Genomic DNA, 18993 nt, shown 5'->3' with positions numbered 1-18993 from the left:
AGGTCGGCGTGCCGTTCCCCGCCGATTCGGTTCGGGTTCGGCCGGGCGGTGCGTCGTAAGTGGGTTGCTCTGCCACCTCCGAGCAGGTGGTTACTGCTCGGAGGTGGTCGAGACTGCGGTTCGGGGCGTCACTCGGCGAACCAGGTGGCGACCTCGTCGGGCTCGGCGCGAGCGGTGCGGAAACTGTTGACCGGGTGATCCGTATCCGGGTAGCCGAAGGAGATGCCGCAAACTATTTTGCGGTGATCGGGAATGCCGAAGTAGTCCCGGATGAACGGGGAGTAGGTAGCCAGTGCGGCCTGCGGCGCCGCGCCGAGGCCCAGGGCCTGTGCGCCCAGGAGGAAACTGCCGATATAGAGACCGCAGTCCACCGCCCCGTAAACGCCCAGGTCCGCTTCGCTGGTCACGATCGCCACGTGCGGCGCGTCGAAGAGTTCGAAGTTCCGCACGGCTTGCCGCATGGTCTTCTCGTGATCGCCTTTGCCGATGCCGACGCTTTCATACAGTTGCTTGCCGCATTCCCGCCTGCGGTCCCGGTAGACACCGGTGTATTGCGCCGGAAACGCGAAATCCGGTGCGGGCGTGGCGGTGGCGATGTGTTCGAGCAGTTCCTTCCGGAAGCGATCGGTTCCGGCGCCTTCGGTCACCACGACCTGCCAGGGCTGGGTGTTGCACCACGACGGCGTCCGCTGGGCCAGCCGCAGCAGGGCGCGGACCGTGTCGCGCTCGACGGGCTGCCCGCGGAATTGCCTGCACGTCCACCGTTGGTCGAGCACCCGGGTCAGCGCCGTGAACTCGTCGGTCGTCACTGTCATTCCCCCGCCTCCTTTGGCAGTCTTATTTCGAGACCAGACGCTAGCATCGAACACTCCGGTGCGAAAGCCGGGAGGCGCACGCCGATCGCCGAGGACGGGCGAGCCGACCGCGACGCGCTCAGCCGGGAAGCCGGTTGTTCGCGTTGCACGATCCGCGCGGCTCGGACGAGGCAGAATCCCGATATGGCGTCCGAAGCCCCCGCCGCGCGGGACCGCAAACGGCACGGCAGGCATTACACGCCGCCGGTGCTGGCCCGGTTTCTCGCGCAGCGGCTGCTGCGCCATGTGGAGGTTTCGAAGACCGGCGTCCTGCGCGTCCTCGATCCGGCGTGCGGCGACGGCGAGCTGCTGTTCGCGGTGCGGCACGAGGCTGCGGCACGGTTCCCGGGCGCCCGGCTGGTGCTGACCGGCTACGACCTGGACGCCCGCGCGCTCGCGGTCGCGCGCGAGCGTGCCGGCGTGGCGGGGATCGCCGCGCACTGGCGCAGGGCCGACTTCCTCGCGGTCGAGGCCCAGCTCGCCGACGGCTCGTTCGACGCGGTGATCACCAACCCGCCGTACGTGCGCACCCAGCAGCTGGGCGGATCGACCGCGCGGTTGCTGAGCAAGCGGTTCGGCCTGCGCGGGCGGATCGACCTGACGCATCCGTTCGTCGCGACGCTGCCCCGGTTGCTGGCCGCCCGAGGCGTGCTCGGCCTGTTGTGCGCCAACCGATTCCTGACCACCAAGGCCGGCGCGAACATCCGGCGACTGCTGCTGACCGACCTTGCTCCGCTCGAGCTGTACGACCTGGGGGACACCAAGTTGTTCACCGCCGCTGTCCTGCCCGCGATCACCATCGCGCGGCGCGCGAGCCACCACGACGGCTGCCGCTACGTCTCCGCCTACGAGGCCGGTGGCGCGATACCCGGTGAGAAGACGCTTTTCGAGGCGCTGGCAGACCCGTACGGCTCGATCGTCGAGTACAACGGTCGGACCTTCGTCATCGAGGTCGGCAGTTTGGTGACCGGACGCCAGTCACCGACGCCCCTCGATCATGCCGGGGACCGGATCAGCGGCGAGAGTTCGAGCGGTGCGGCAGCGCACGACGGACAGCCGGGGTCAGCCGCGGAACGCCGGACACAGCGGGGCGTGGCGCGCGAACCGGACATCGCGTGGCGGATGTCGCACGAGGCGATCGATTCCTGGTTGACGCGGATCGCGGCGGCGACCTGGCGCGACTTCGGTGACGTGGCGCGCATCCGGGTCGGCATCAAGACCACCGCCGACCGCGTGTTCATCTCCGACGGCTGGGCCGACGCCGATCCGTGCCCCGAACCGGAATTGCTGCTCGATCTGATCACCCACCACGATCTGACGCCGTGGCGGGCCAACCGCGCCCGCGACGTTCGCGTGCTGTATCCCTACGACCTGGACAGGACGCGCCGCACGCCCATCGACCTCGCCGAATTTCCCGCCGCCGCCGCGTACCTGCTGTCGCATCGGGAGACGCTGGCCGGACGACGCTACGTCGTGGAGAGCGGTCGCGATTGGTACGAGATCTGGGTTCCGCAGCGCCCGCACCTGTGGCGCGAGCCGAAGCTGGTCTTTCCGGACATCAGCGACCGTCCGCGTTTCGCGCTGGACAGTTCGGGGGCCGTGGTCAACGGCGACTGCTATTGGATCTCGCTACCGGACCTGGCCGGTGTGCCGGCCGAGGCCACACGCTTGGCGTATCTGCTGATGGGCGTGGCGAATTCGGCGCTCGGTTTGCGGTTCTACGACGTGGTCTGCGGCAATCGGTTGTACTCGGGCAGGCGGCGCTGGATCACTCAGTACGTGTCGCGGCTGCCGGTGCCCGACCCCGCGGCAGCCCGGTCGGGGGCCGTGATCGACTTGGTGGGCGAGTTCGTCGAGGGTCGTATGCCCGATCCGGCGGCGCAAGCCGAGCTGGACGACCGCGTGGCCGCGGCGTTCGGCGTCCGATTACGCGCTGACCTGGACGCCGACCATCGGCAGCAGGGTGCGGCGGGCGAAGTCGCGGGCGGCGCTTCGATCGCTCACCGGGATCAGCCCGTCGGGCGTGAGCGCGAGCGACAGCGCCAGCCGGGCCATGATCTCGGCGACCAGGTCGGCGTCGAAATCGTGCGTGCCACCGGCATCTCGTAGCTCGCGCAGCTTCTCGGCCAGGTAGTCGCGGCCGACGGCGAGGATCGGCCCCGCTTCGGTGGTCAGCCGGGGCAGGATCAGGTCCGGCTCGGTGCGCAGCAGCCTGCGCAGCAGTTCGTTGCCCGCGATGGCGCTGATGAACGCGACGAAGATCTCGACCAGCTGATCGTCGTTGCCGGAGACGGTGTGCACCTGCTTCTCGATCGCGGCGACGAAACGCTGGGCCTCCCGGACGCTGACCGCCTCGACGAGGTCGTTCTTGGATTCGTAGCGCCGGTACAGCGTGGCGGGGCTGATCCCCGCGCGGCGCGCGATCTCGCCCATACTGGTCCGCTTGATACCGAAGTCGAGGAAGGCCGAGAGTGCGCTTTCCAGGAGCTTCTCGCCGTCGGCGACCGGTTTCTCCAGGATGCGTTGCAGCATGGGCGAGATGGAAGGCACAGGATCTCCAGTGGTTTCGGCGCGGTGGCCGGGCCGTGGCCGGTGGGCGCGGCATCGCGACGGGTGCGGACGGGACGTTCATTATTTCATTGGGTAGGCCGAGCGTGACCGGGCATCGCCCGACCGCGTGATCCCGCACAGTAGGTCGCGTGTCCAGAATAGACTGGGCAGCCTGTGGTCGGTGTCGGCCGCATCGTCGGCCGATGCGGAAAGGGGTTGAGCCATGGGATATTTCGCGGATCGCGTCGTGGCGGTCACCGGAGCGGGGTCGGGTATCGGCCGGGAATTGGCAGTGGCGCTGGCCGGCGCGGGGGCGTGGCTGGCGCTGTCGGACAAGTCGGCGGAGGCCGTCGCCGAGACCGGGAGGCTGTGCGCGGCCGCGGGCCGGGAGCCCGCGGTGAGCGCGGTGGACGTCACCGACCGCGCGGCCGTGTTCGCGTACGCGGAGCGGACCGTCGCGCGGTTCGGGCGGGTCGAGGCGCTGTTCAACAACGCGGGCATCCTGCACGTCGGCAGCGTGCTGGAGTCGCCGTTCAGCGACTTCGAAGAGGTGATGGCCGTCGACTTCTGGGGTGTGGTCAACGGAACGAAGGCGTTCCTGCCGCATCTGCTGGCTGCCGAACGCGCGCATGTCGTCAACATCTCGTCGGCGTTCGGGTTGGTGGCCGTGGCGCGGCACGCACCCTACACCGCGGCCAAGTTCGCCGTGCGCGGCTTCACCGACTCGCTGCGCCAGGACATGCGGGCGGCGGGCGGCACCGTGCGGGTCACCGGGGTGTATCCCGGCGGGGTGCTCACCGGGATCGCCCGGTCGGCGAGGGTCGCGCCGGGCGTCGACGCGGCGCAGGTGGTGCGCCGGTTCGAAGGACAGGTGGCGCGGATGAGCCCGGCCGCGGCGGCGCGGACCATTCTGCGCGGCGCCGCACGCGGCGAGGCGAAGGTCCTCGTCGGACTGGACGCCGTCGTTGTGGATCTGGTCACAAGAATCGCCGGGTCGTACCACGAGAAGGTGCTGGACATGGTATTCCGGTCCTGACCGCTCTCAGGGTACGCGGTCAGAGATGGGAAATGGCGAAATGAGAACTGGCAGAACGTATCTCACGTTATGGCGGACGGGTGAGGCGTCGCGCCGCACCGGCGGCGGGCCGTGGAGGCCCGCTCGGTGACGAAATGGATTCTGCTCGAGTGTTTCTCCGGTAGTCCCGGACGCGTGATCGCCTTGGGGTCCACACCGAAGTCGTTCGTGCCGCTGACCAACATCCTGCGCAACCCGCGGTCGCTCGCCGACGCGGAGTCGGCGCTGTGGCAGGCGTGTGCGACCGGTGTGCCGGTCGCACAGGTCTCCGACGACGGGCGGCGCACGGTGCGGGCCGAGCCGCTGCTCATCACGCCGCGGCAGGCGCATGCCGTACGACTGTGGGTGGGTCCGGTGCGGGAGCCCGTCGTGGCCGCGGACCCGATGGGCGCGTGGTATTTCGACCTCACGACCAACCGCTCGGTGCGCAGCGTCGACCTGCTGGACCTGTACGGTGTCGCGCCCGAGAACCGGGCCGCCGAGCTGGCCATCGCCAGTGCGTTCACCCGGCTGGTCACCAACCGCGACGAGAGCGAGGCGCTGGCCAAGATCGTCAACTCGGCGCCGGGCACCGAGCACCAGGCGGTCTGGACCATCCGTCGGGACGACGCCGCGCTGCGCGCCGGGCATTTCGCCTGCCGGATCGTCGTCGAGCCGGATGACACCGGCGTGCGTCACGTGCTGCTGCGCGGCGTGACGCAGGACATCGGCGCGGCCACCGCGGTCGCCGCCGCGCCGCCGCCGACGATCCTGGAGTACACGGTGCTGGAAGCCGCCACCGAACCCGGCGAGTACCGCGCGATCGTCAATCTGCGGTCGTTGCGGTTGATCCGGTGGATCGGCGCGCCGATGCCGGACATCGCCTGGGAGGATCTGCCGCAGCAGCCGAGACCGCAGATCCACCCGGACGATCTGGAGGCCGCGAAGGCCATGTCGCGAGAGCTGGCGCGGCATCGCACCGAGGGAACGGTGCGCCTGCGCCGGATCGACGGTGGTTGGCAACCGGTACGAATACGGGCCGCGTTGATGGCGCTGGATCAGCACACCACGGCCGGATTGGCCACGGTCACCGCGGAGTGAACCGCCGTGACCGTGGCAGGCGAAGTCATTGGCGCGGCAGATCCAGCTCGGCCATTTCCTTCTCGATCGCGTTCGCGGCGAAATCCACGCCGCGGGAACGTAATTCATGTACCCGGCGCTGGAGTGCCTCGACTCCACCGGGTTGGGCCGCGATGTCGGCCACGCTGATCCGGCCCTTGGGCCGATGCACACCCGACTGCACGTACGACACCGTGATACCTCCTGCCTGCACGCTCACCCGCCCACCGACCCGGGTGGGTTCACCACTGCGCTACAAGTCGCACGACAACCGTGTCGACAGGAGAGCCCGGGTCGCCGGGCACGCTGGCTGAATGCTATCAGCGAACCTTACTGGACACTTGATCAGTGTGTCCGGTATCACACCTCATTTGCCGTGCGATGTTGAGCTGTATTTGCTAGGTAGACAGACGCATTCAGGCGAATGCGATCTTGTTCCTCGGCGCGCAGCTCTCGGCGTACCTTGCCCGGTACGCCCGCCACGAGTGAGCCGGGCGGAATCCGCGCGCCCTCCGGGATCAGTGCGTTGGCCGCGATCAGGCTGCCCGGCCCGACCACGGCGCCGTTGAGGACGGTGGCGCCCATGCCGACGAGCACGTCGTCGCCGATGGTGCACCCGTGCAGGATCGCGTTGTGTCCTACCGAGACTCCCGCGCCAACGGTCAGGGGGAAGCCGGGGTCGGCATGCAGCACGCAGCCGTCCTGGATATTGCTGCGCGCGCCGACCTCGATCGTCTCCAGGTCACCGCGCAGTACGGCGCTGTACCAGACGCTGACCTCGGCCCCGAGCCGCACGCGGCCGATCACGGTGGCGTTCGGCGCGAGCCACGCGCTGTCCTCGATATCCGGCGCATAGTCGCCCAGCTGAATCCGCATGGTCACGAACTTAACCGCGCCCCCTGGAAGCCGGCGCGGTGGGCGGCGGGGCTGGTGCCGAGGAGGCGGTGGAAGTGGTGGCGCAGGCTCACCGCCGTGCCGAACCCGGTGTCGACGGCGATGCGTTCCACGGTGTCGGCGGTGGATTCGAGCAATAGCCGCGCCCGGTCGGTGCGCTGGAGCAGCAGCCACTGCTGCGGGCTGCTGCCGGTGCGGTCGCGGAAGCGGCGGGTGAACGTGCGCCGCGACATGAGCGCGACCCGCGCCCAGCTGTCCAGGTCGATCGGATCGCCGAGACGGGTTCGCGCCCACACCATGGCGCGTTCGATCGGATCGTCCTCGGCGGCGTCGGGGACCGCGACCGGGATGTACTGTGCTTGCGATCCGCTGCGGTGCGGTGCGGTGACCAGCGCTCGGGCCAGCTCGGTGGCCGCTTTGCTGCCCAGATCGCCGCGGACCAAGTGCAGGCAGCAGTCCAGGGCCGCGGCCACGCCCGCCGACGTCACGACATCGCCCAGGTCCGTCCACAGCGTGTCGGCGCGGACGCGGACCGCCGGAAACGCGCGGGCCAGTTCGGCGGCGGCGGCCCAGTGCGTTGTCACCTCGCGCCCGTCGGCCAGCCCGCTGGCGGCCACCGCCCACGAGCCGAGGCACAGCCCGACGATCCTGGCGCCGCCGGCGTGGGCGGTGCGCAGCGCGGCGCGCACTTCGGCGGACAGTCGCGTTCCGGGCCGCCAGCTCGGGATCACGATCGTGTCGGCGCGGGCCAGCGTGTCGAGTCCGTGCCGGACATTGATGTCGAAACCGGCTGGAGTGCTGTAATTCCCGGGCCGCTCGGCGCACACGTCTACCTGATACGGCGCGGACCCGTCGATTCCTATCCGCCCGAAAACCAGGCTGGGCACCGACAAATGGAAGGGACTGATCCCGTCGAACGCGAAGACGGCTACCGTGCGCATGGCCCGATCTTAACGATAAGCGGCTCCCGGGCCACTGTTGACCGGTGCGCGGGCCGGACAGGATCGACGACATGAGCGACACGATCGAAACCACCGCCCTCGAAGTCCTGCACGTCGGCGGGCCGACGCTGCGGTTGCGCTACGCGGGGCGCACTTGGCTGACCGACCCCACCTTCGACGAACCCGGCGACTACCCGGGGCGCGTCACGCTGCACAAACTTGTCGGCCCCGCAGTGTCGCCGCGAGAACTCGGCCCGGTGGACGTCGTGCTGCTCTCCCACGACGAACACCCCGACAACCTGGACATGTCCGGCCGGGAATTCCTCCGGACGGTGCCGACCGTACTGTCCACGCCCGGCGCCGCGACTCGCATCGAGGGCGTGCGCGGACTGCAGAACTGGGAGACCGTGACGGTGCACGGAGTGCAGGTGACCGGCGTGCCCGCCCTGCACGGCCCCGAGGGCTGCGAACCGTTCACCGGATTCGTCACCGGGTTCGTGCTGCGGGCCGAAGGAGAGCCGACGGTGTACGTCTCGGGTGACAACGCCTCTGTCGACGTGGTGCGGCGGATCGCCGAGCGAATCGGGCGCATCGATGTCGCGGTGCTCAACGTGGGCGCCGCGAACATCGGCCACTTCGGCGACGCCGACCTCACGTTGAACGCGCGCACCGCGCTGCTGGCCGCCGAGGTGCTCGGCGACGCCCTGATCGTGCCGGTGCACGGCGAGGGCTGGGCGCACTTCAGTGAGTCGCTCGACCATCTCAGCCGGATATTCCGCTACGCCGGTCGCGGGGATCAACTGCACATCCCGCCCTTGGGACGGGCGGCCGCCGTGAGACCGCAGTCGGCCGAGCGCGGTGCCACGCTCAGCTGAGCAACGTGCCGAGAAACCGGCTCGAAGAGCGGACGCGGATGGTCGTCATGCGCGACCGGCGCGTCGCTCGTGGCGTCGGCACGTCGGCGGGGCCACGATGGCGGTATGAGGATCGGAGTACCACGGGAGGTCAAGGAGCAAGAGTTCCGGGTAGCCCTGACTCCGGCGGGCGCCGGGGAGCTGGCCGGGCACGGACACGAGGTTGTGGTACAGGCGGGCGCGGGCATCGGATCGGGGTTTCCCGACGTCGATTACGCCGCGGTGGGGGCCCGCTTGGTCCCGGACGCCGACCAGGTGTGGCGGGAAGCGGAGCTGGTGTTGAAGGTGAAGGAACCGATCGCGCAGGAGTATCCGCGGATGCGCCATGGGCAGGTGCTGTTCACCTTCCTGCACTTGGCGGCTTCGCGCGAATGCACCGATGCCGTGTTGCGGTCGGGGATCACCGCCATCGCCTACGAGATGGTCCGTGCGGCCGACGGGTCGCTGCCGCTGCTGGCCCCCATGAGCGAGATCGCGGGCAAGCTGGGCGCCCAGGTCGGCGCCTATCACCTGATGGCTCCGCTCGGCGGCGCCGGACTGCTGCCCGGTGGCGTCCCCGGCGTGCGCCCGGCGGAGGTGGTCGTGCTCGGCGGCGGCGTCGCGGGCTCGAACGCGGCCGCGGTGGCCGTGGGCATGGGCGCGCGCGTCAGCGTGCTGGACACCGACCTTCGCCGGTTACGCGAACTCGACGCCCGCTTCGACGGTCGGGTCACCACCGTCGCGTCGAACACCACGGAGATCCGGCGCGCGGTGCTGTCGGCCGACCTGGTGATCGGCGCGGTGCTGGTACCGGGCGCGCGAGCGCCGAAACTGGTCTCCGACGAGCTCGTCGCGGGCATGCGCCCCGGCGCGGTGCTGGTGGACATCTCCATCGACCAGGGTGGCTGCTTCGCCTCCGCGCACCCGACGACGCACGCGAATCCGACTTTCCGGGTGGCGGACGCGCTGTTCTACTGCGTCGCCAATATGCCGGGCGCGGTACCGCACACCTCGACGATCGCGCTCACCAACGCGACCCTTCCCTACGTGCGGGCGATCGCTGGTCTCGGCTGGCAGGAGGCGTGCGCCGCGCGCCCCGATCTCGCCCACGGGCTCACCGCGGACGCCGGGCGACTGCTTTCCGGCGAAGTAGCCGCCGCGCACGGCTATTCCAGGCCGCTCGGCGTCGCGGGCTGACTACTCCTGTTCGGTGCGTCCCTCGCCCAGATACCAGTCGGGCTCACCGGTGGTGGGCAGGTCGCGCAACTTGTCCGGGTTACGGACCACGTCGATGGCGACGATGTGGCCGTCGTCGACGGTGAAGGAGAAGACGCCGGTGTGGGTGCCGTCGAAGACCACCAGCCCCGGCTGGCCGTTGACCAGCACCGCGCGGCCCCACCCGCCCACAGCCGACGGCGCGTGGTACCAGCCGAGCAGCAGCTTGGCCACGAGTTCGGCGCCGTGCACGGGCTGCCGGATCGCGGGCACCTTGCCGCCGCCGTCGGCGGTCAGGCTCACGTCCGAGTCGAGGACGCCGAGCAGAGCGCCGAGATCGCCGGAGCGCCAGGCCAGCGCGAAGGCCGACACCACCCTCTTCTGCTCGTCGGGGGACGCGGGGAAACGCGGGGTGCCGTTCTCGACGTGCTTGCGCGCCCGCGAAGCGAGCTGGCGGACGGCGGCCGGGGTGCGGCCGACCACTTCGGCGACCTCCGGGCCGCTCATGCCGAAGACGTCCTGGAGCACGAACGCGGTGCGCTCGGCAGGGGAGAGCGACTCGAGCACGACCAGCAGGGCTGTGGTGACCCGCTCGTCCTGGGTGATCCGGTCGGCGGGGTCCTCCCAGCTGGTCACCTCCGGCTCCGGCAGCCATTCGCCCACGTACTGTTCGCGGCGCACGCGCGCGGAGCCGAGATGGTCGAGGGCGAGACGGCCGGTCACCGTGGACAGCCACGCCCGCAGGTTGTCGATCTCACCGGCGGCGCCCGCCTCGTACTGGCGCTGCAACCGCAACCACGCCTCCTGCACCACGTCGTCGGCGTCGCTGAGGCTGCCCAAGGTGCTGTAGGCGAGCCTGCGCAGATACGGCCGGTGCTCCTCGAAACGCCTGGCCAGCTCGGCCTGGTCGATGGGCTCGGAGGAGGGCTGCTCGGAAGTCACTGCTGTTCGCCGTTCGTCGTTCGGCCCCCGCCGGGGCGAGTTCATGGATGCGTCACCAGGTCGACGACGCAGGGGCACCGAGTGTGACACGGCGCCGACAGCGCGAGCCGTGTGCACGGCCGCGGGCGGGCACCCGTTAACCTCGCCGGGTGCAGAAGGGGACCTCCATCGCGGTCGGGTTGCTGCTCGGATTCGCACTCGACCGGGTGTTCGGTGACCCGCGACGGTGGCATCCGGTCGCCGGATTCGGCACGGCGGTGGCGGCTTTGGAGTCGGTGACCTACGCCGACCGGCGGGCGGCGGGGCTGGCGCACGAGGCGCTTGCCGTCGGCGCGGTGGTCGGGCTCGGCCTGGCCGTGCGGCGCGGCGGGGTGACCGCGACCGCCGCCGCGACCTGGACCGTGCTGGGCGGACACAGCCTCGCGCGGACCGGGCGCGTCATGGCCGACCGGTTGTCCGCCGGTGATCTGGACGGCGCTCGCACGCTGCTGCCTTCGCTGTGCGGCCGCGATCCACAAGCGCTCGACGCGGACGGGCTCGCCCGCGCGGCCCTGGAGTCCATCGCCGAGAACACCTCCGACGCGGCCGTTGCCCCGGTCCTCTGGGGGGCCGTGGCGGGCGTCCCGGGGTTGCTCGGGTACCGCGCGGTCAACACGCTCGACGCGATGATCGGCTACCGCAACGCGCGCTACCGGCGTTTCGGCTGGGCCGCCGCGCGCGTCGACGACGCGGCCAATTTGCTCCCGGCGCGCGTCACCGGGCTGCTCACGGCCGCGCTCGCCCCGCTGATCGGCGGCCGCCCCGCAGCGGCTCTGCGCGCTTGGCGCCGCGATGCGGCCGGGCATCCCAGCCCCAACGCGGGGGTGGTCGAAGCGTCGATGGCCGGGGCGCTCGGCGTCCGGCTGGGTGGCCGCACCGAGTATCCGCACGGCGTGGAAATGCGCCCGCTGCTCGGCGACGGTCCGGCTCCTACCGTCGACGACCTGCGCCGCGCCGTCCGCCTTTCCGAGGCCGTGCAGCTCGCGGCCACCCTGCTCGCCGCCGTCGTAGCCGCGACGAGGCGCTGAGCGTTCGTCGCGGTAAGCGCTCGCCGCGCGATGCGGACCCCAATAGGCTTCCTGGGTGCGCATCGAGCTCATGGCCATCGTTGTGGCGGAGTACGACCCGGCGATCAGCTTCTTCGTCGACTCGCTGGGATTCGAGCTGCTCGAGGACTCGCCCGCGCTCACCAATGACGGCCGCTCGAAACGGTGGGTCGTCGTAAGGCCGCCCGGTGCGCAAACGGGCATCCTGCTGGCCCGGGCCGACGGTGGGTCGCAAGCCGCCGTGATCGGACAGCAGGTGGCGGGCAGGGTCGGGTTCTTCCTGCGGGTCGACGACTTCCAGGCTGCGTATGACCGGATGGTTTCGCGGGGTGTCGAGTTCGTGAGCGTGCCCCGCGGCGAATCGTATGGGCGGGTGGCGGTCTTCCTCGACATCGCGGGGAATCGGTGGGATCTGCTCGGTCCGGATCAGCCGTAGTGCTTCTCCAGCGTGGAGCCACCGCCTGTCGACAGTGTTCGCGGCGAGAAGTCGCGCCGGATCATCCCCGGCCGCGGCCGTAGCGGTCGGCGAGGCGAGCTTCCGTGGTCGGTGCGGCGGGTGCGCTCGGCGTGGTCGCCGAAGCCGGGGCCGATCGGGCTGGTTCGGCGGCGGACGCGCCGGGCTGCTGCGCGGTGGAGGCCTTCTCTTTCCTTCGTTCCCGGATCTCGGCGTAGACGAAGTAGCCGAGACCGAGGGGAGCCATGATGCCGAAGGCGAGCCATTGCAGGCCGTAGGAAAGGTAGGGGCCCGCGTCGAGCCGGGGGAGTGGGGTGGGTGTGAACGCGCCCGGCTGGTTCTCGCTCAGTTGCAGGTAGCCGCCACGCTCGCCGCCGGTGGGAACGGGGGTGAGGGGCTGTTGCAGAACCGTCGATTCCTGGGTGACGTCGATGGAGTACACCTGGCGATAGCCGTCCTGGACGCTGGGGTCCTTACCCGGCGTGACGCCCTCGGACATCCGGATCCGGGCCTCGACGCGCTGCGGCCCGGCGGGTGGCTCGGGAATCTGCGGCGGGCGCGTCCCGTCGACAGCTGACACCAGCCCGCGGTCGACCAGCAGCACGCGGCCGTCGTCCAACCGGAAGGTCGCGAGCACCGCGTATCCCGGAGAGCCGTCGAGGTGGCGCAGCCGCACCAGCACCGTCGAGTCCGGCACGTAGCTGCCGGAAGCGGTGACACGTCGCCACTCGGTGTGCGCGGCGCTGCCCGGATCGGACAGCACGGTGGTGACGTCCACGGGATCGGCCTTCACCGACTCGGCGATCAGCTCGTTGCGATGCGAGGTGGCCGTGTTCTTGCCGAGTTGCCACGGCGCGAGCACGGTGAAGCACAGGTAGGCGAACGCGGCGACCAGCACGGCCAGGATCAGCCAGCTGGGGCGCAACAGGAAAGCGAGCCTGCGCATCACGGTCGCTCGTCGGGGACCAGGCGCGGATCGGGCGGTTCGGCGGCGGCGCTCAGTTCGGCGCGCACCCAGTCGAGCAGGCCGGGGACGGCGGCCTCGATCTGGGCGCGCACGAGTTCGAAGTCCGCCGCGTCGCCGTAGTAGGGGTCGGCCACGTCGTGACCGTCGGCGTCCGGGTCGAATGCGCGCAGCAACCGCAGCCGTTCGGCGGGGATGCCGAGGCGGGCGAGGTCGCGATGATGCGAGCGGTCCAGGGCGATGACCAGGTCGGCGTCGCGGTGCTCGGCGCCGAACAACGCGGCGACGTGGCCGGTCGGGTATCCGTATCTACGCAGGGTGGCGCTGGTTCTCGGGTCGGCGTCGGCCCCGACGTGCCACGAACCGGTGCCCGCGCTGCTCACCCGCACCCGGTTGGCCAGTCCGGCCCGGTACAGGTGCGACGCGAAGATCTTCTCCGCCATCGGAGAGCGGCAGATGTTGCCGGTACAGACGAACGAGACGTGCAGCTGGCCCACGCCTGCCATTCTGGCCGGTCCGGCTACCGGACCGCCACGTAGGGTGTGGTCTCGTGGCCGAGCACACCGTCGATCGCGCGAAACTGCGTCACCACGGCGACGTGGACGCACGTGCGGGCATGCTCGATTTCGCGGTGAACGTCCAAGGCGCCGCGCCGCCGCAGTGGCTGCTGCGGCGGCTGGCCGCGCGGTTGTCCGAGCTGGGCCGCTATCCGAGCGCCGAGGACGCCGACGCCGCCCGCCGCGCGGTCGCGGCCCGGCACGGCCGCGCGCCCGGCGAGGTGCTGCTGCTGGCGGGCGCCGCGGAAGGCTTCGCGATGCTGCCCCGCCTCGCGCCGCGCTCGGCCGTGGTGCTGCACCCGTCGTTCACCGAGCCGGAACTCGCGCTGCGCGAGGCGGGCGTCCCCGTGACCAGGGTGGTGCTGGGACCGCCCTACCGGCTGGATCCCGCCGCGGTGCCTACCGGGGCCGACTTGGTGGTGCTCGGCAACCCGACCAACCCGACCTCCGTGCTGCACTCCGCCGAGGCCATCCGGGCACTGCGGAAGCCGGGCCGCCTGATCGTGGTCGACGAGGCCTTCGCCGACGCGGTGGTGGGCGAGCCGCACTCCCTCGCCGCCGATCCCGCCCCCGACCTGCTCGTGCTGCGCAGCTTGACCAAGACCTGGGCGCTGGCGGGTCTGCGCTGCGGCTACTTCCTCGGCGCACCCGACGTGCTCGCGCGCCTCGACCACGGGCGGCCGCACTGGCCGCTGGGCACCCTGCAACTGGAAGCGATCACCGCCACCGCGAGCCCGGCCGCCGTGGCCGAGGCCGAGCGACGCGCCGAGGCTCTCGCCGTGGCTCGGACCGCGATGATCGAGCGCCTGACCGCCCTCGGCGTCGACGTCCACACGCCCGCGGACGGACCGTTCCTGCTGCTGCGCGTCGCGGACGGTGAACTGCTGCGCAAGCACCTGGCCGTCCAGGGCATCGCGATCCGCCGCGCGGACACCTTCCCCGGTCTCGGCCCGGACCATCTGCGCGTCGCCGTTCGCGGCGCCGAGGAGGTCGATCGGCTGGTCGCCGCGATCCGGTCGGCGGATGCGCGGTGAGCGCGGGGAATCGTTCGCGCCGGTGGGCCGTTGTGCGAACCTCCGAGCTGGGGGCGTGGGGCGAACTGCGCGCCGGGGTCGCGATGCGCATGCTGTGCGGGCGGGGGCGTGTCCTGCGCAGCGAAGTCGCGGGAGCGGACCGCGGGCGGTTCCGGAACCCGGCCTCGGGCCGGTACCGAACGAATCAGTGCAGGACCGAAGCGAAGGAAGGTGGACGATGACCACGCTCGCGGATCTCATCGGGGTGCTGGACGCGGCCTACCCGCCCGCGCTGGCCGAGCCGTGGGACTCGGTCGGCCTGGTCTGCGGTGACCCCGCCGAGGAGTTGACCCGGGTGCTGTTCGCGGTCGACGCGACCGAGGCGGTCGTCGACGAGGCGATCGATTGGCGCGCGCAAGCTCTGGTGGTACACCACCCGCTGCTGCTGCGCGGCGTCGACACCGTCGCGGCGAGCACGCCGAAAGGCGCGCTGCTGCACCGGCTGATCCGCTCCGGTTGCGCGCTGTTCACCGCGCACACCAACGCCGACTCCGCCGACCCCGGCGTCTCCGACGCGCTCGCCGCGGCACTCGGCCTCACGGTGACCGGTCCGCTGGACGCGAAACCAGAAGAAGCCGTGGACAACTGGGCGATTCAGGTGCCACATACCCACGCCGACGCAGTGCTCGCCGCACTCTTCGCCGCCGGTGCGGGCGGGAGCGGGAACTACCGAGACTGCGCGCTGCGAGTGCCCGGGACGGGGCAGTTCCGGCCGATGGCCGAAGCGAACCCGGCGCACGGCACCGCGGGCGAACTCCAGCACGTGGAGCAGGACCGGATAGAGGTGATCGCCCCGCCCTCGGCGCGCTCGGCCGTGCTCGCCGCCCTGCGCGCCGCCCATCCCTACGAGGACCCGGCCTACCACATCAGCGAACGCGCCCAGCTGCCCTCGGCGCGCGGCATCGGCCGGGTCGGCACCCTGCCGGGACCGGAATCGTTGCGCGCCTTCACCGATCGCGTGGCTCGTGCACTCCCGCACACCGCGTGGGGCGTGCGCGCCGCGGGTGATCCGGACCGCACCGTCCGCACCGTCGCGGTGTGCGGGGGAGCGGGCGACTCCTACCTGAGCCGTGCCGCCGGGCTCGGCGTCGATGTCTACGTCACCTCCGACCTGCGCCACCATCCCATCGATGAGCACCTGCGCAAGGGCGGTCCCGCGGTGGTCGACGCGGCACACTGGGCGACCGAGTTCCCGTGGTGCGCACAGGCGGAAGCATTCGTCCGGACTGCCCTGCCGGATCTGGAGACCAGGGTGTCCACACTGCGCACCGACCCGTGGACGGTACACGCCCCGAGCTGACCGCCGAGCGTCCGATGCCGTTGTCCCGGCGGCGAACTGGCGACGGCGTGTCGGGGCGTGTCCGAGCCGGACCGGGACAGGTTGGCGGATTGCGTGAATCGAGTAGTTCGCGCGGGGTACAACTACCGCATGAACTTCCCGGTTGATTTCGGGCTCGTGCAGATCGGGCTGATCCTGCTGCTGGTCGTCGGTGTAGCGTTGATCGTCTCCGGCCTGATCGCCGCGCGCCGGGTCGGGATGCGGGCATCGCTCGCGCGCGGTACGGGCGGGCTCGCGCTCCTGCTGGTGGCGGCGGTGCTGCTGTGGATCGCGACCCTGGTGCAGACCTACCTCGGGCTGACCGGCGAGATCAAGGCGGCGCACGTGGTGGCCCAGCCGGTGGCCGGGCAGGAACACCAGCTCGACGTCGACCTCACCTTGTACGGCGACGACAACCACCCGGAGCAGCGCCTGACCTACCGGGTCGAGGGCGACATGTGGGTGCTGCAAGCGGGCATCGTCGAGCTGGAGCCGTGGGTGAACGCCCTCGGTTTCCACTCCGGCTACCGGATCAGCCGCCTGTACGGCCAGCGCCTCGACGGCGTCGCGACCACGCAGAACCAGATCTTCCTCAACGACGGCGACCGCGACTTCTTCGCCGACATGCGCGAGGGCCGCTGGTGGACCCAGCCGTTCGTGCGCTCCGCGTACGGCAACGCGGTGATCGCGGTGCCCGGCGAATACGACGTCTACATCTCCCGGGACGCCATCAAGACTCGCACCGTCGGCGGCTGACGGCGGTCCGCCGATCCGGCGGGGTACGGTTGAACACCAGTCTCGTCCACCCCGTCCAGGAGTTTGTCCGCATTGAATGTCGAACCCCCGATCCAGGCCGAGCTGCTCCGGCTCGCCGCCGTCGACGCCGAGCTGACCCGGATCGCGCACCGTCGCACCGTGCTGCCCGAGCAGCAGGAGGTGGCCCGGCTGGAGGCCGAGCGCAACGCGCACTCCGACGCCGCGGTGGCCGTGGAGATCGTGCTGGACGACCTCGACCGCGACATCCGCAAGCTGGAGGGCGAGGTCGACGCGGTGCGCAAGCGCGAGGACCGCGACAAGGACATGCTCACCGCGGGAACGGTGAGCGCCAAGCAACTTTCGGAGATCCAGCACGAGCTCGGCAGCCTGGAGCGCCGCCGCTCCGTGCTGGAGGACGAGTTGCTCGAGGTGATGGAACGGCGTGAGGCCTCCGCTGCCGACCACGAGCACGCGGGCGCGCGGTTGAGCAAGACCGACGAGGAGCTCGCCACCGCGCGCAGGCATCGGGACGAAGCGCTCGCCGATCTGGACGTGGCACAGACACGCTGCGAGACCGATCGCGCGGGCTTGGTGGCCAAGCTGCCTGCCGACCTGCTCGCGATCTACGACCGGCAGCGGGAACAGCACGGCGTCGGCGCGGCGCTGTTGCAGGCGCGCCGCTGTGGCGCGTGCCGCATCGAGCTCGATCGGGGGGAGATCGCGCGCATCGCCAAGGCCGCCCCCGACGCGGTCGTGCGGTGCCCGGAGTGCGGGGCGATCCTGGTCCGGACCAAGGAATCGGGGCTGTGAGCTCGCCGGGATCGGGTGATCAGGACGTGCGATGAGTTTCTCGGAGGTGATCGTCGAAGCCGACGGCGGTTCGCGGGGCAACCCCGGTCCGGCCGGCTACGGCGCGGTGGTCTACGACGCCGGACACGTCCGGGTGCTCGCCGAGCGTCGTGAGTTCCTCGGCACAGCCACCAACAACGTCGCCGAATACCGGGGGCTCATCGCCGGATTGGAAGCGGCGGCGGAGCTGGGCGCCGAGTCGATCGTGGTGCGCATGGATTCCAAGCTGGTCGTCGAGCAGATGTCCGGTCGCTGGAAGATCAAGCACGCGGCGTTGATCCCGCTCGCCGACCGAGCCCGCAGGCTGGCCTCCGGGTTCGCGCGGGTCGGCTACACCTGGATCCCGCGCGCGGAGAACTCGCACGCCGACCGGCTGGCGAACGAGGCCATGGACGAGGGCACGGGCCGTGCCGCGACCGTGGACACGCGGCCGACCGAGGCCGCCGATCCGGCTCTCGCGGTCGCCGAGCACGACCGGCCGAGCTGGATCGATGAAGTCAGGGACACCAGCGCCGAGCAGTCCGAGGCCGCCGGGCAGGGCCCCGGCTGGACCGGCGCGGTCGGCCGTCCCACCCGGTTGCTGCTGCTGCGCCACGGCCAGACCGAGTTGTCGGTGCAGCGGCGCTATTCCGGTCGTGGCAACCCACCGCTCACACCGCTGGGCCGGGAGCAGGCCGCTCGCGCCGCGAAAATGCTCGCCGTCAAGGGCGGTATCGCCGCGGTGGTCAGTTCTCCGCTCGGCCGGGCCAGGGAGACCGCCGAGGCGGCGGCCGCCGCTCTCGGAGTACCGGCCGAGATCCACGACGGGTTGATCGAGACCGACTTCGGCGAGTGGGAGGGACTGACCTTCGCCGAGGCCACGCAACGCGACCCCGAACTGCATGCTCGCTGGATCGGCGACCCCACCGTCGCCGCGCCCGGCGGGGAGAGCTTCGAAGAGGTCCGCGTGCGGGTCGACGCGGTTCGTCGCGACCTGCTCGAGCGGTATCCCGGCGCCAACGTGGTGGTGGTCAGTCATGTGACCCCGATCAAGACCCTGCTGCGGCTGGCGCTCGATGTCGGCCCCTCACTGCTGTACCGATTGCATCTGGATCTGGCGTCGCTATCGATAGCGGAGTTCTATCTCGACGGCGGGTCCTCGGTGCGCTTGGTGAACGATACGTCCTACCTCTGAGAGTGCCGCCCGGCCCGAATCGAGGGCGAACACGGTGCGCGGAGGGCGAATTATGCCCCATTGCAACACATTTGCGTTTCACAATCGCGTGATGCGGTGAATCTCACTTCAACTCTGCCTTGCGCGCCCAGTAGCGGTAGGCTTCCGGACGGTCAGGCACAGGCGTCCTAGCTGCCTGCCTGGTCGGGGTCGACGCAGTGACCTCGGTCAGTGCTGCTCAGTGGGACGGTTTCTCGCGGGCAGCGCCGCCCGTCGGCCGCGTCGCGGTTGGAAGCACCTGTGCCGTCGAGTGGTTCGATGA

Annotated in this window: 19 protein-coding genes; 11 read left to right on the top strand and 8 right to left on the bottom strand. The window is 70.7% G+C overall.

Going from position 1 to position 18993, the window contains the following annotated elements; translation table 11 throughout:
• Positions 1–128: 128 nt before the first annotated feature.
• Both K8O92_32965 and K8O92_32960 read right to left on the bottom strand, forming a co-directional pair.
• Entirely contained in the window at positions 129–815 is a 687-nt protein-coding gene (locus K8O92_32965; GenBank protein UAK32434.1) for a nitroreductase, read from the bottom strand.
• A 1965-nt stretch (positions 816–2780) separates the two neighbouring features.
• Positions 2781–3386, bottom strand: coding sequence for a TetR/AcrR family transcriptional regulator (locus K8O92_32960; protein UAK32433.1), 606 nt, complete (start codon positions 3384–3386; stop codon positions 2781–2783).
• A gap of 241 nt (positions 3387–3627) precedes the next feature.
• Here K8O92_32960 and K8O92_32955 point away from each other — a divergent pair, with 241 nt between their 5' ends.
• The gene (locus K8O92_32955; protein UAK32432.1) at positions 3628–4440 is read left to right on the top strand and encodes an SDR family oxidoreductase; all 813 of its coding nucleotides are present in this window, start codon (positions 3628–3630) and stop codon (positions 4438–4440) included.
• A gap of 111 nt (positions 4441–4551) precedes the next feature.
• On the top strand, positions 4552–5559 hold the full coding sequence (locus K8O92_32950) for a DUF5593 domain-containing protein (GenBank protein ID UAK32431.1): 1008 nt from the start codon (positions 4552–4554) through the stop codon (positions 5557–5559).
• Positions 5560–5584: 25 nt separating this feature from the next.
• On the opposite strand, the gene K8O92_32945 is transcribed toward K8O92_32950, so the two are convergent.
• The 3 genes from K8O92_32945 to K8O92_32935 all read right to left on the bottom strand — a co-directional run bounded on the left by K8O92_32945 (position 5585) and on the right by K8O92_32935 (position 7412).
• Positions 5585–5770, bottom strand: coding sequence for a hypothetical protein (locus K8O92_32945; protein ID UAK32430.1), 186 nt, complete (start codon positions 5768–5770; stop codon positions 5585–5587).
• 167 nt (positions 5771–5937) lie between these two features.
• Positions 5938–6453, bottom strand: coding sequence for a gamma carbonic anhydrase family protein (locus K8O92_32940; protein UAK32429.1), 516 nt, complete (start codon positions 6451–6453; stop codon positions 5938–5940).
• Positions 6454–6455: 2 nt separating this feature from the next.
• Entirely contained in the window at positions 6456–7412 is a 957-nt protein-coding gene (locus tag K8O92_32935; protein ID UAK32428.1) for a helix-turn-helix domain-containing protein, read from the bottom strand.
• Between the two features lie 71 nt (positions 7413–7483).
• Between K8O92_32935 and K8O92_32930 the strand changes: the two genes are divergently transcribed.
• Both K8O92_32930 and ald read left to right on the top strand, forming a co-directional pair.
• Positions 7484–8287: an MBL fold metallo-hydrolase gene (locus tag K8O92_32930; GenBank protein UAK32427.1), complete on the top strand. Its 804-nt coding sequence runs from the start codon at positions 7484–7486 to the stop codon at positions 8285–8287.
• A gap of 105 nt (positions 8288–8392) precedes the next feature.
• Positions 8393–9502 (top strand): alanine dehydrogenase, encoded by a 1110-nt coding sequence (gene ald / locus K8O92_32925; protein UAK32426.1) that lies wholly within the window; start codon positions 8393–8395, stop codon positions 9500–9502.
• On the opposite strand, the gene sigJ is transcribed toward ald, so the two are convergent.
• On the bottom strand, positions 9503–10507 hold the full coding sequence (gene sigJ / locus K8O92_32920) for an RNA polymerase sigma factor SigJ (GenBank protein UAK32425.1): 1005 nt from the start codon (positions 10505–10507) through the stop codon (positions 9503–9505). It abuts the gene before it with no gap.
• A 104-nt stretch (positions 10508–10611) separates the two neighbouring features.
• On the opposite strand from sigJ, the gene K8O92_32915 reads away from it, so the two are divergent.
• Positions 10612–11529 carry a cobalamin biosynthesis protein gene (locus K8O92_32915; GenBank protein ID UAK32424.1) on the top strand — a complete coding sequence of 306 codons (918 nt, stop codon included), beginning with the start codon at positions 10612–10614 and terminating at the stop codon, positions 11527–11529.
• Positions 11530–11599: 70 nt separating this feature from the next.
• Complete coding sequence (locus K8O92_32910) at positions 11600–11983, top strand: VOC family protein (protein ID UAK36091.1); 384 nt, start codon at positions 11600–11602, stop codon at positions 11981–11983.
• 61 nt (positions 11984–12044) lie between these two features.
• On the opposite strand, the gene K8O92_32905 is transcribed toward K8O92_32910, so the two are convergent.
• Both K8O92_32905 and K8O92_32900 read right to left on the bottom strand, forming a co-directional pair.
• Positions 12045–12947: an SURF1 family protein gene (locus tag K8O92_32905; GenBank protein UAK36090.1), complete on the bottom strand. Its 903-nt coding sequence runs from the start codon at positions 12945–12947 to the stop codon at positions 12045–12047.
• Positions 12947–13471, bottom strand: coding sequence for a low molecular weight phosphotyrosine protein phosphatase (locus K8O92_32900; protein UAK32423.1), 525 nt, complete (start codon positions 13469–13471; stop codon positions 12947–12949). Before K8O92_32900 ends, K8O92_32905 begins: the two co-directional genes overlap by 1 nt.
• A 44-nt stretch (positions 13472–13515) precedes the next feature.
• On the opposite strand from K8O92_32900, the gene cobC reads away from it, so the two are divergent.
• The 5 genes from cobC to K8O92_32875 all read left to right on the top strand — a co-directional run bounded on the left by cobC (position 13516) and on the right by K8O92_32875 (position 18692).
• The gene (cobC, locus tag K8O92_32895; protein UAK32422.1) at positions 13516–14556 is read left to right on the top strand and encodes an Rv2231c family pyridoxal phosphate-dependent protein CobC; all 1041 of its coding nucleotides are present in this window, start codon (positions 13516–13518) and stop codon (positions 14554–14556) included.
• A gap of 217 nt (positions 14557–14773) precedes the next feature.
• The gene (locus K8O92_32890; protein UAK32421.1) at positions 14774–15895 is read left to right on the top strand and encodes a Nif3-like dinuclear metal center hexameric protein; all 1122 of its coding nucleotides are present in this window, start codon (positions 14774–14776) and stop codon (positions 15893–15895) included.
• Between the two features lie 129 nt (positions 15896–16024).
• On the top strand, positions 16025–16669 hold the full coding sequence (locus K8O92_32885) for a hypothetical protein (protein ID UAK32420.1): 645 nt from the start codon (positions 16025–16027) through the stop codon (positions 16667–16669).
• 72 nt (positions 16670–16741) lie between these two features.
• Positions 16742–17479, top strand: coding sequence for a hypothetical protein (locus K8O92_32880; protein ID UAK32419.1), 738 nt, complete (start codon positions 16742–16744; stop codon positions 17477–17479).
• A 31-nt stretch (positions 17480–17510) separates the two neighbouring features.
• Positions 17511–18692, top strand: coding sequence for a bifunctional RNase H/acid phosphatase (locus K8O92_32875; protein UAK32418.1), 1182 nt, complete (start codon positions 17511–17513; stop codon positions 18690–18692).
• The last annotated feature ends 301 nt before the right edge of the window (positions 18693–18993 follow it).

Origin of the sequence: Nocardia asteroides (assembly GCA_019930625.1) — a bacterium.
Taxonomy (GTDB): Bacteria; Actinomycetota; Actinomycetes; order Mycobacteriales; family Mycobacteriaceae; genus Nocardia; species Nocardia sputi.
This window is presented reverse-complemented; position numbering and strand designations above follow the sequence as displayed.

Coding starts and splice junctions, on each gene's coding strand:
- K8O92_32965 (UAK32434.1), bottom strand. CDS start 815: ATGACAGTGACGACCGACGAGTTCACGGCGCTGACCCGGGTGCTCGAC.
- K8O92_32960 (UAK32433.1), bottom strand. CDS start 3,386: ATGCTGCAACGCATCCTGGAGAAACCGGTCGCCGACGGCGAGAAGCTC.
- K8O92_32955 (UAK32432.1), top strand. CDS start 3,628: ATGGGATATTTCGCGGATCGCGTCGTGGCGGTCACCGGAGCGGGGTCG.
- K8O92_32940 (UAK32429.1), bottom strand. CDS start 6,453: ATGCGGATTCAGCTGGGCGACTATGCGCCGGATATCGAGGACAGCGCG.
- K8O92_32935 (UAK32428.1), bottom strand. CDS start 7,412: ATGCGCACGGTAGCCGTCTTCGCGTTCGACGGGATCAGTCCCTTCCAT.
- K8O92_32930 (UAK32427.1), top strand. CDS start 7,484: ATGAGCGACACGATCGAAACCACCGCCCTCGAAGTCCTGCACGTCGGC.
- ald (UAK32426.1), top strand. CDS start 8,393: ATGAGGATCGGAGTACCACGGGAGGTCAAGGAGCAAGAGTTCCGGGTA.
- sigJ (UAK32425.1), bottom strand. CDS start 10,507: ATGAACTCGCCCCGGCGGGGGCCGAACGACGAACGGCGAACAGCAGTG.
- K8O92_32910 (UAK36091.1), top strand. CDS start 11,600: ATGGCCATCGTTGTGGCGGAGTACGACCCGGCGATCAGCTTCTTCGTC.
- K8O92_32905 (UAK36090.1), bottom strand. CDS start 12,947: ATGCGCAGGCTCGCTTTCCTGTTGCGCCCCAGCTGGCTGATCCTGGCC.
- K8O92_32900 (UAK32423.1), bottom strand. CDS start 13,471: ATGGCAGGCGTGGGCCAGCTGCACGTCTCGTTCGTCTGTACCGGCAAC.
- K8O92_32890 (UAK32421.1), top strand. CDS start 14,774: ATGACCACGCTCGCGGATCTCATCGGGGTGCTGGACGCGGCCTACCCG.
- K8O92_32885 (UAK32420.1), top strand. CDS start 16,025: ATGAACTTCCCGGTTGATTTCGGGCTCGTGCAGATCGGGCTGATCCTG.
- K8O92_32875 (UAK32418.1), top strand. CDS start 17,511: ATGAGTTTCTCGGAGGTGATCGTCGAAGCCGACGGCGGTTCGCGGGGC.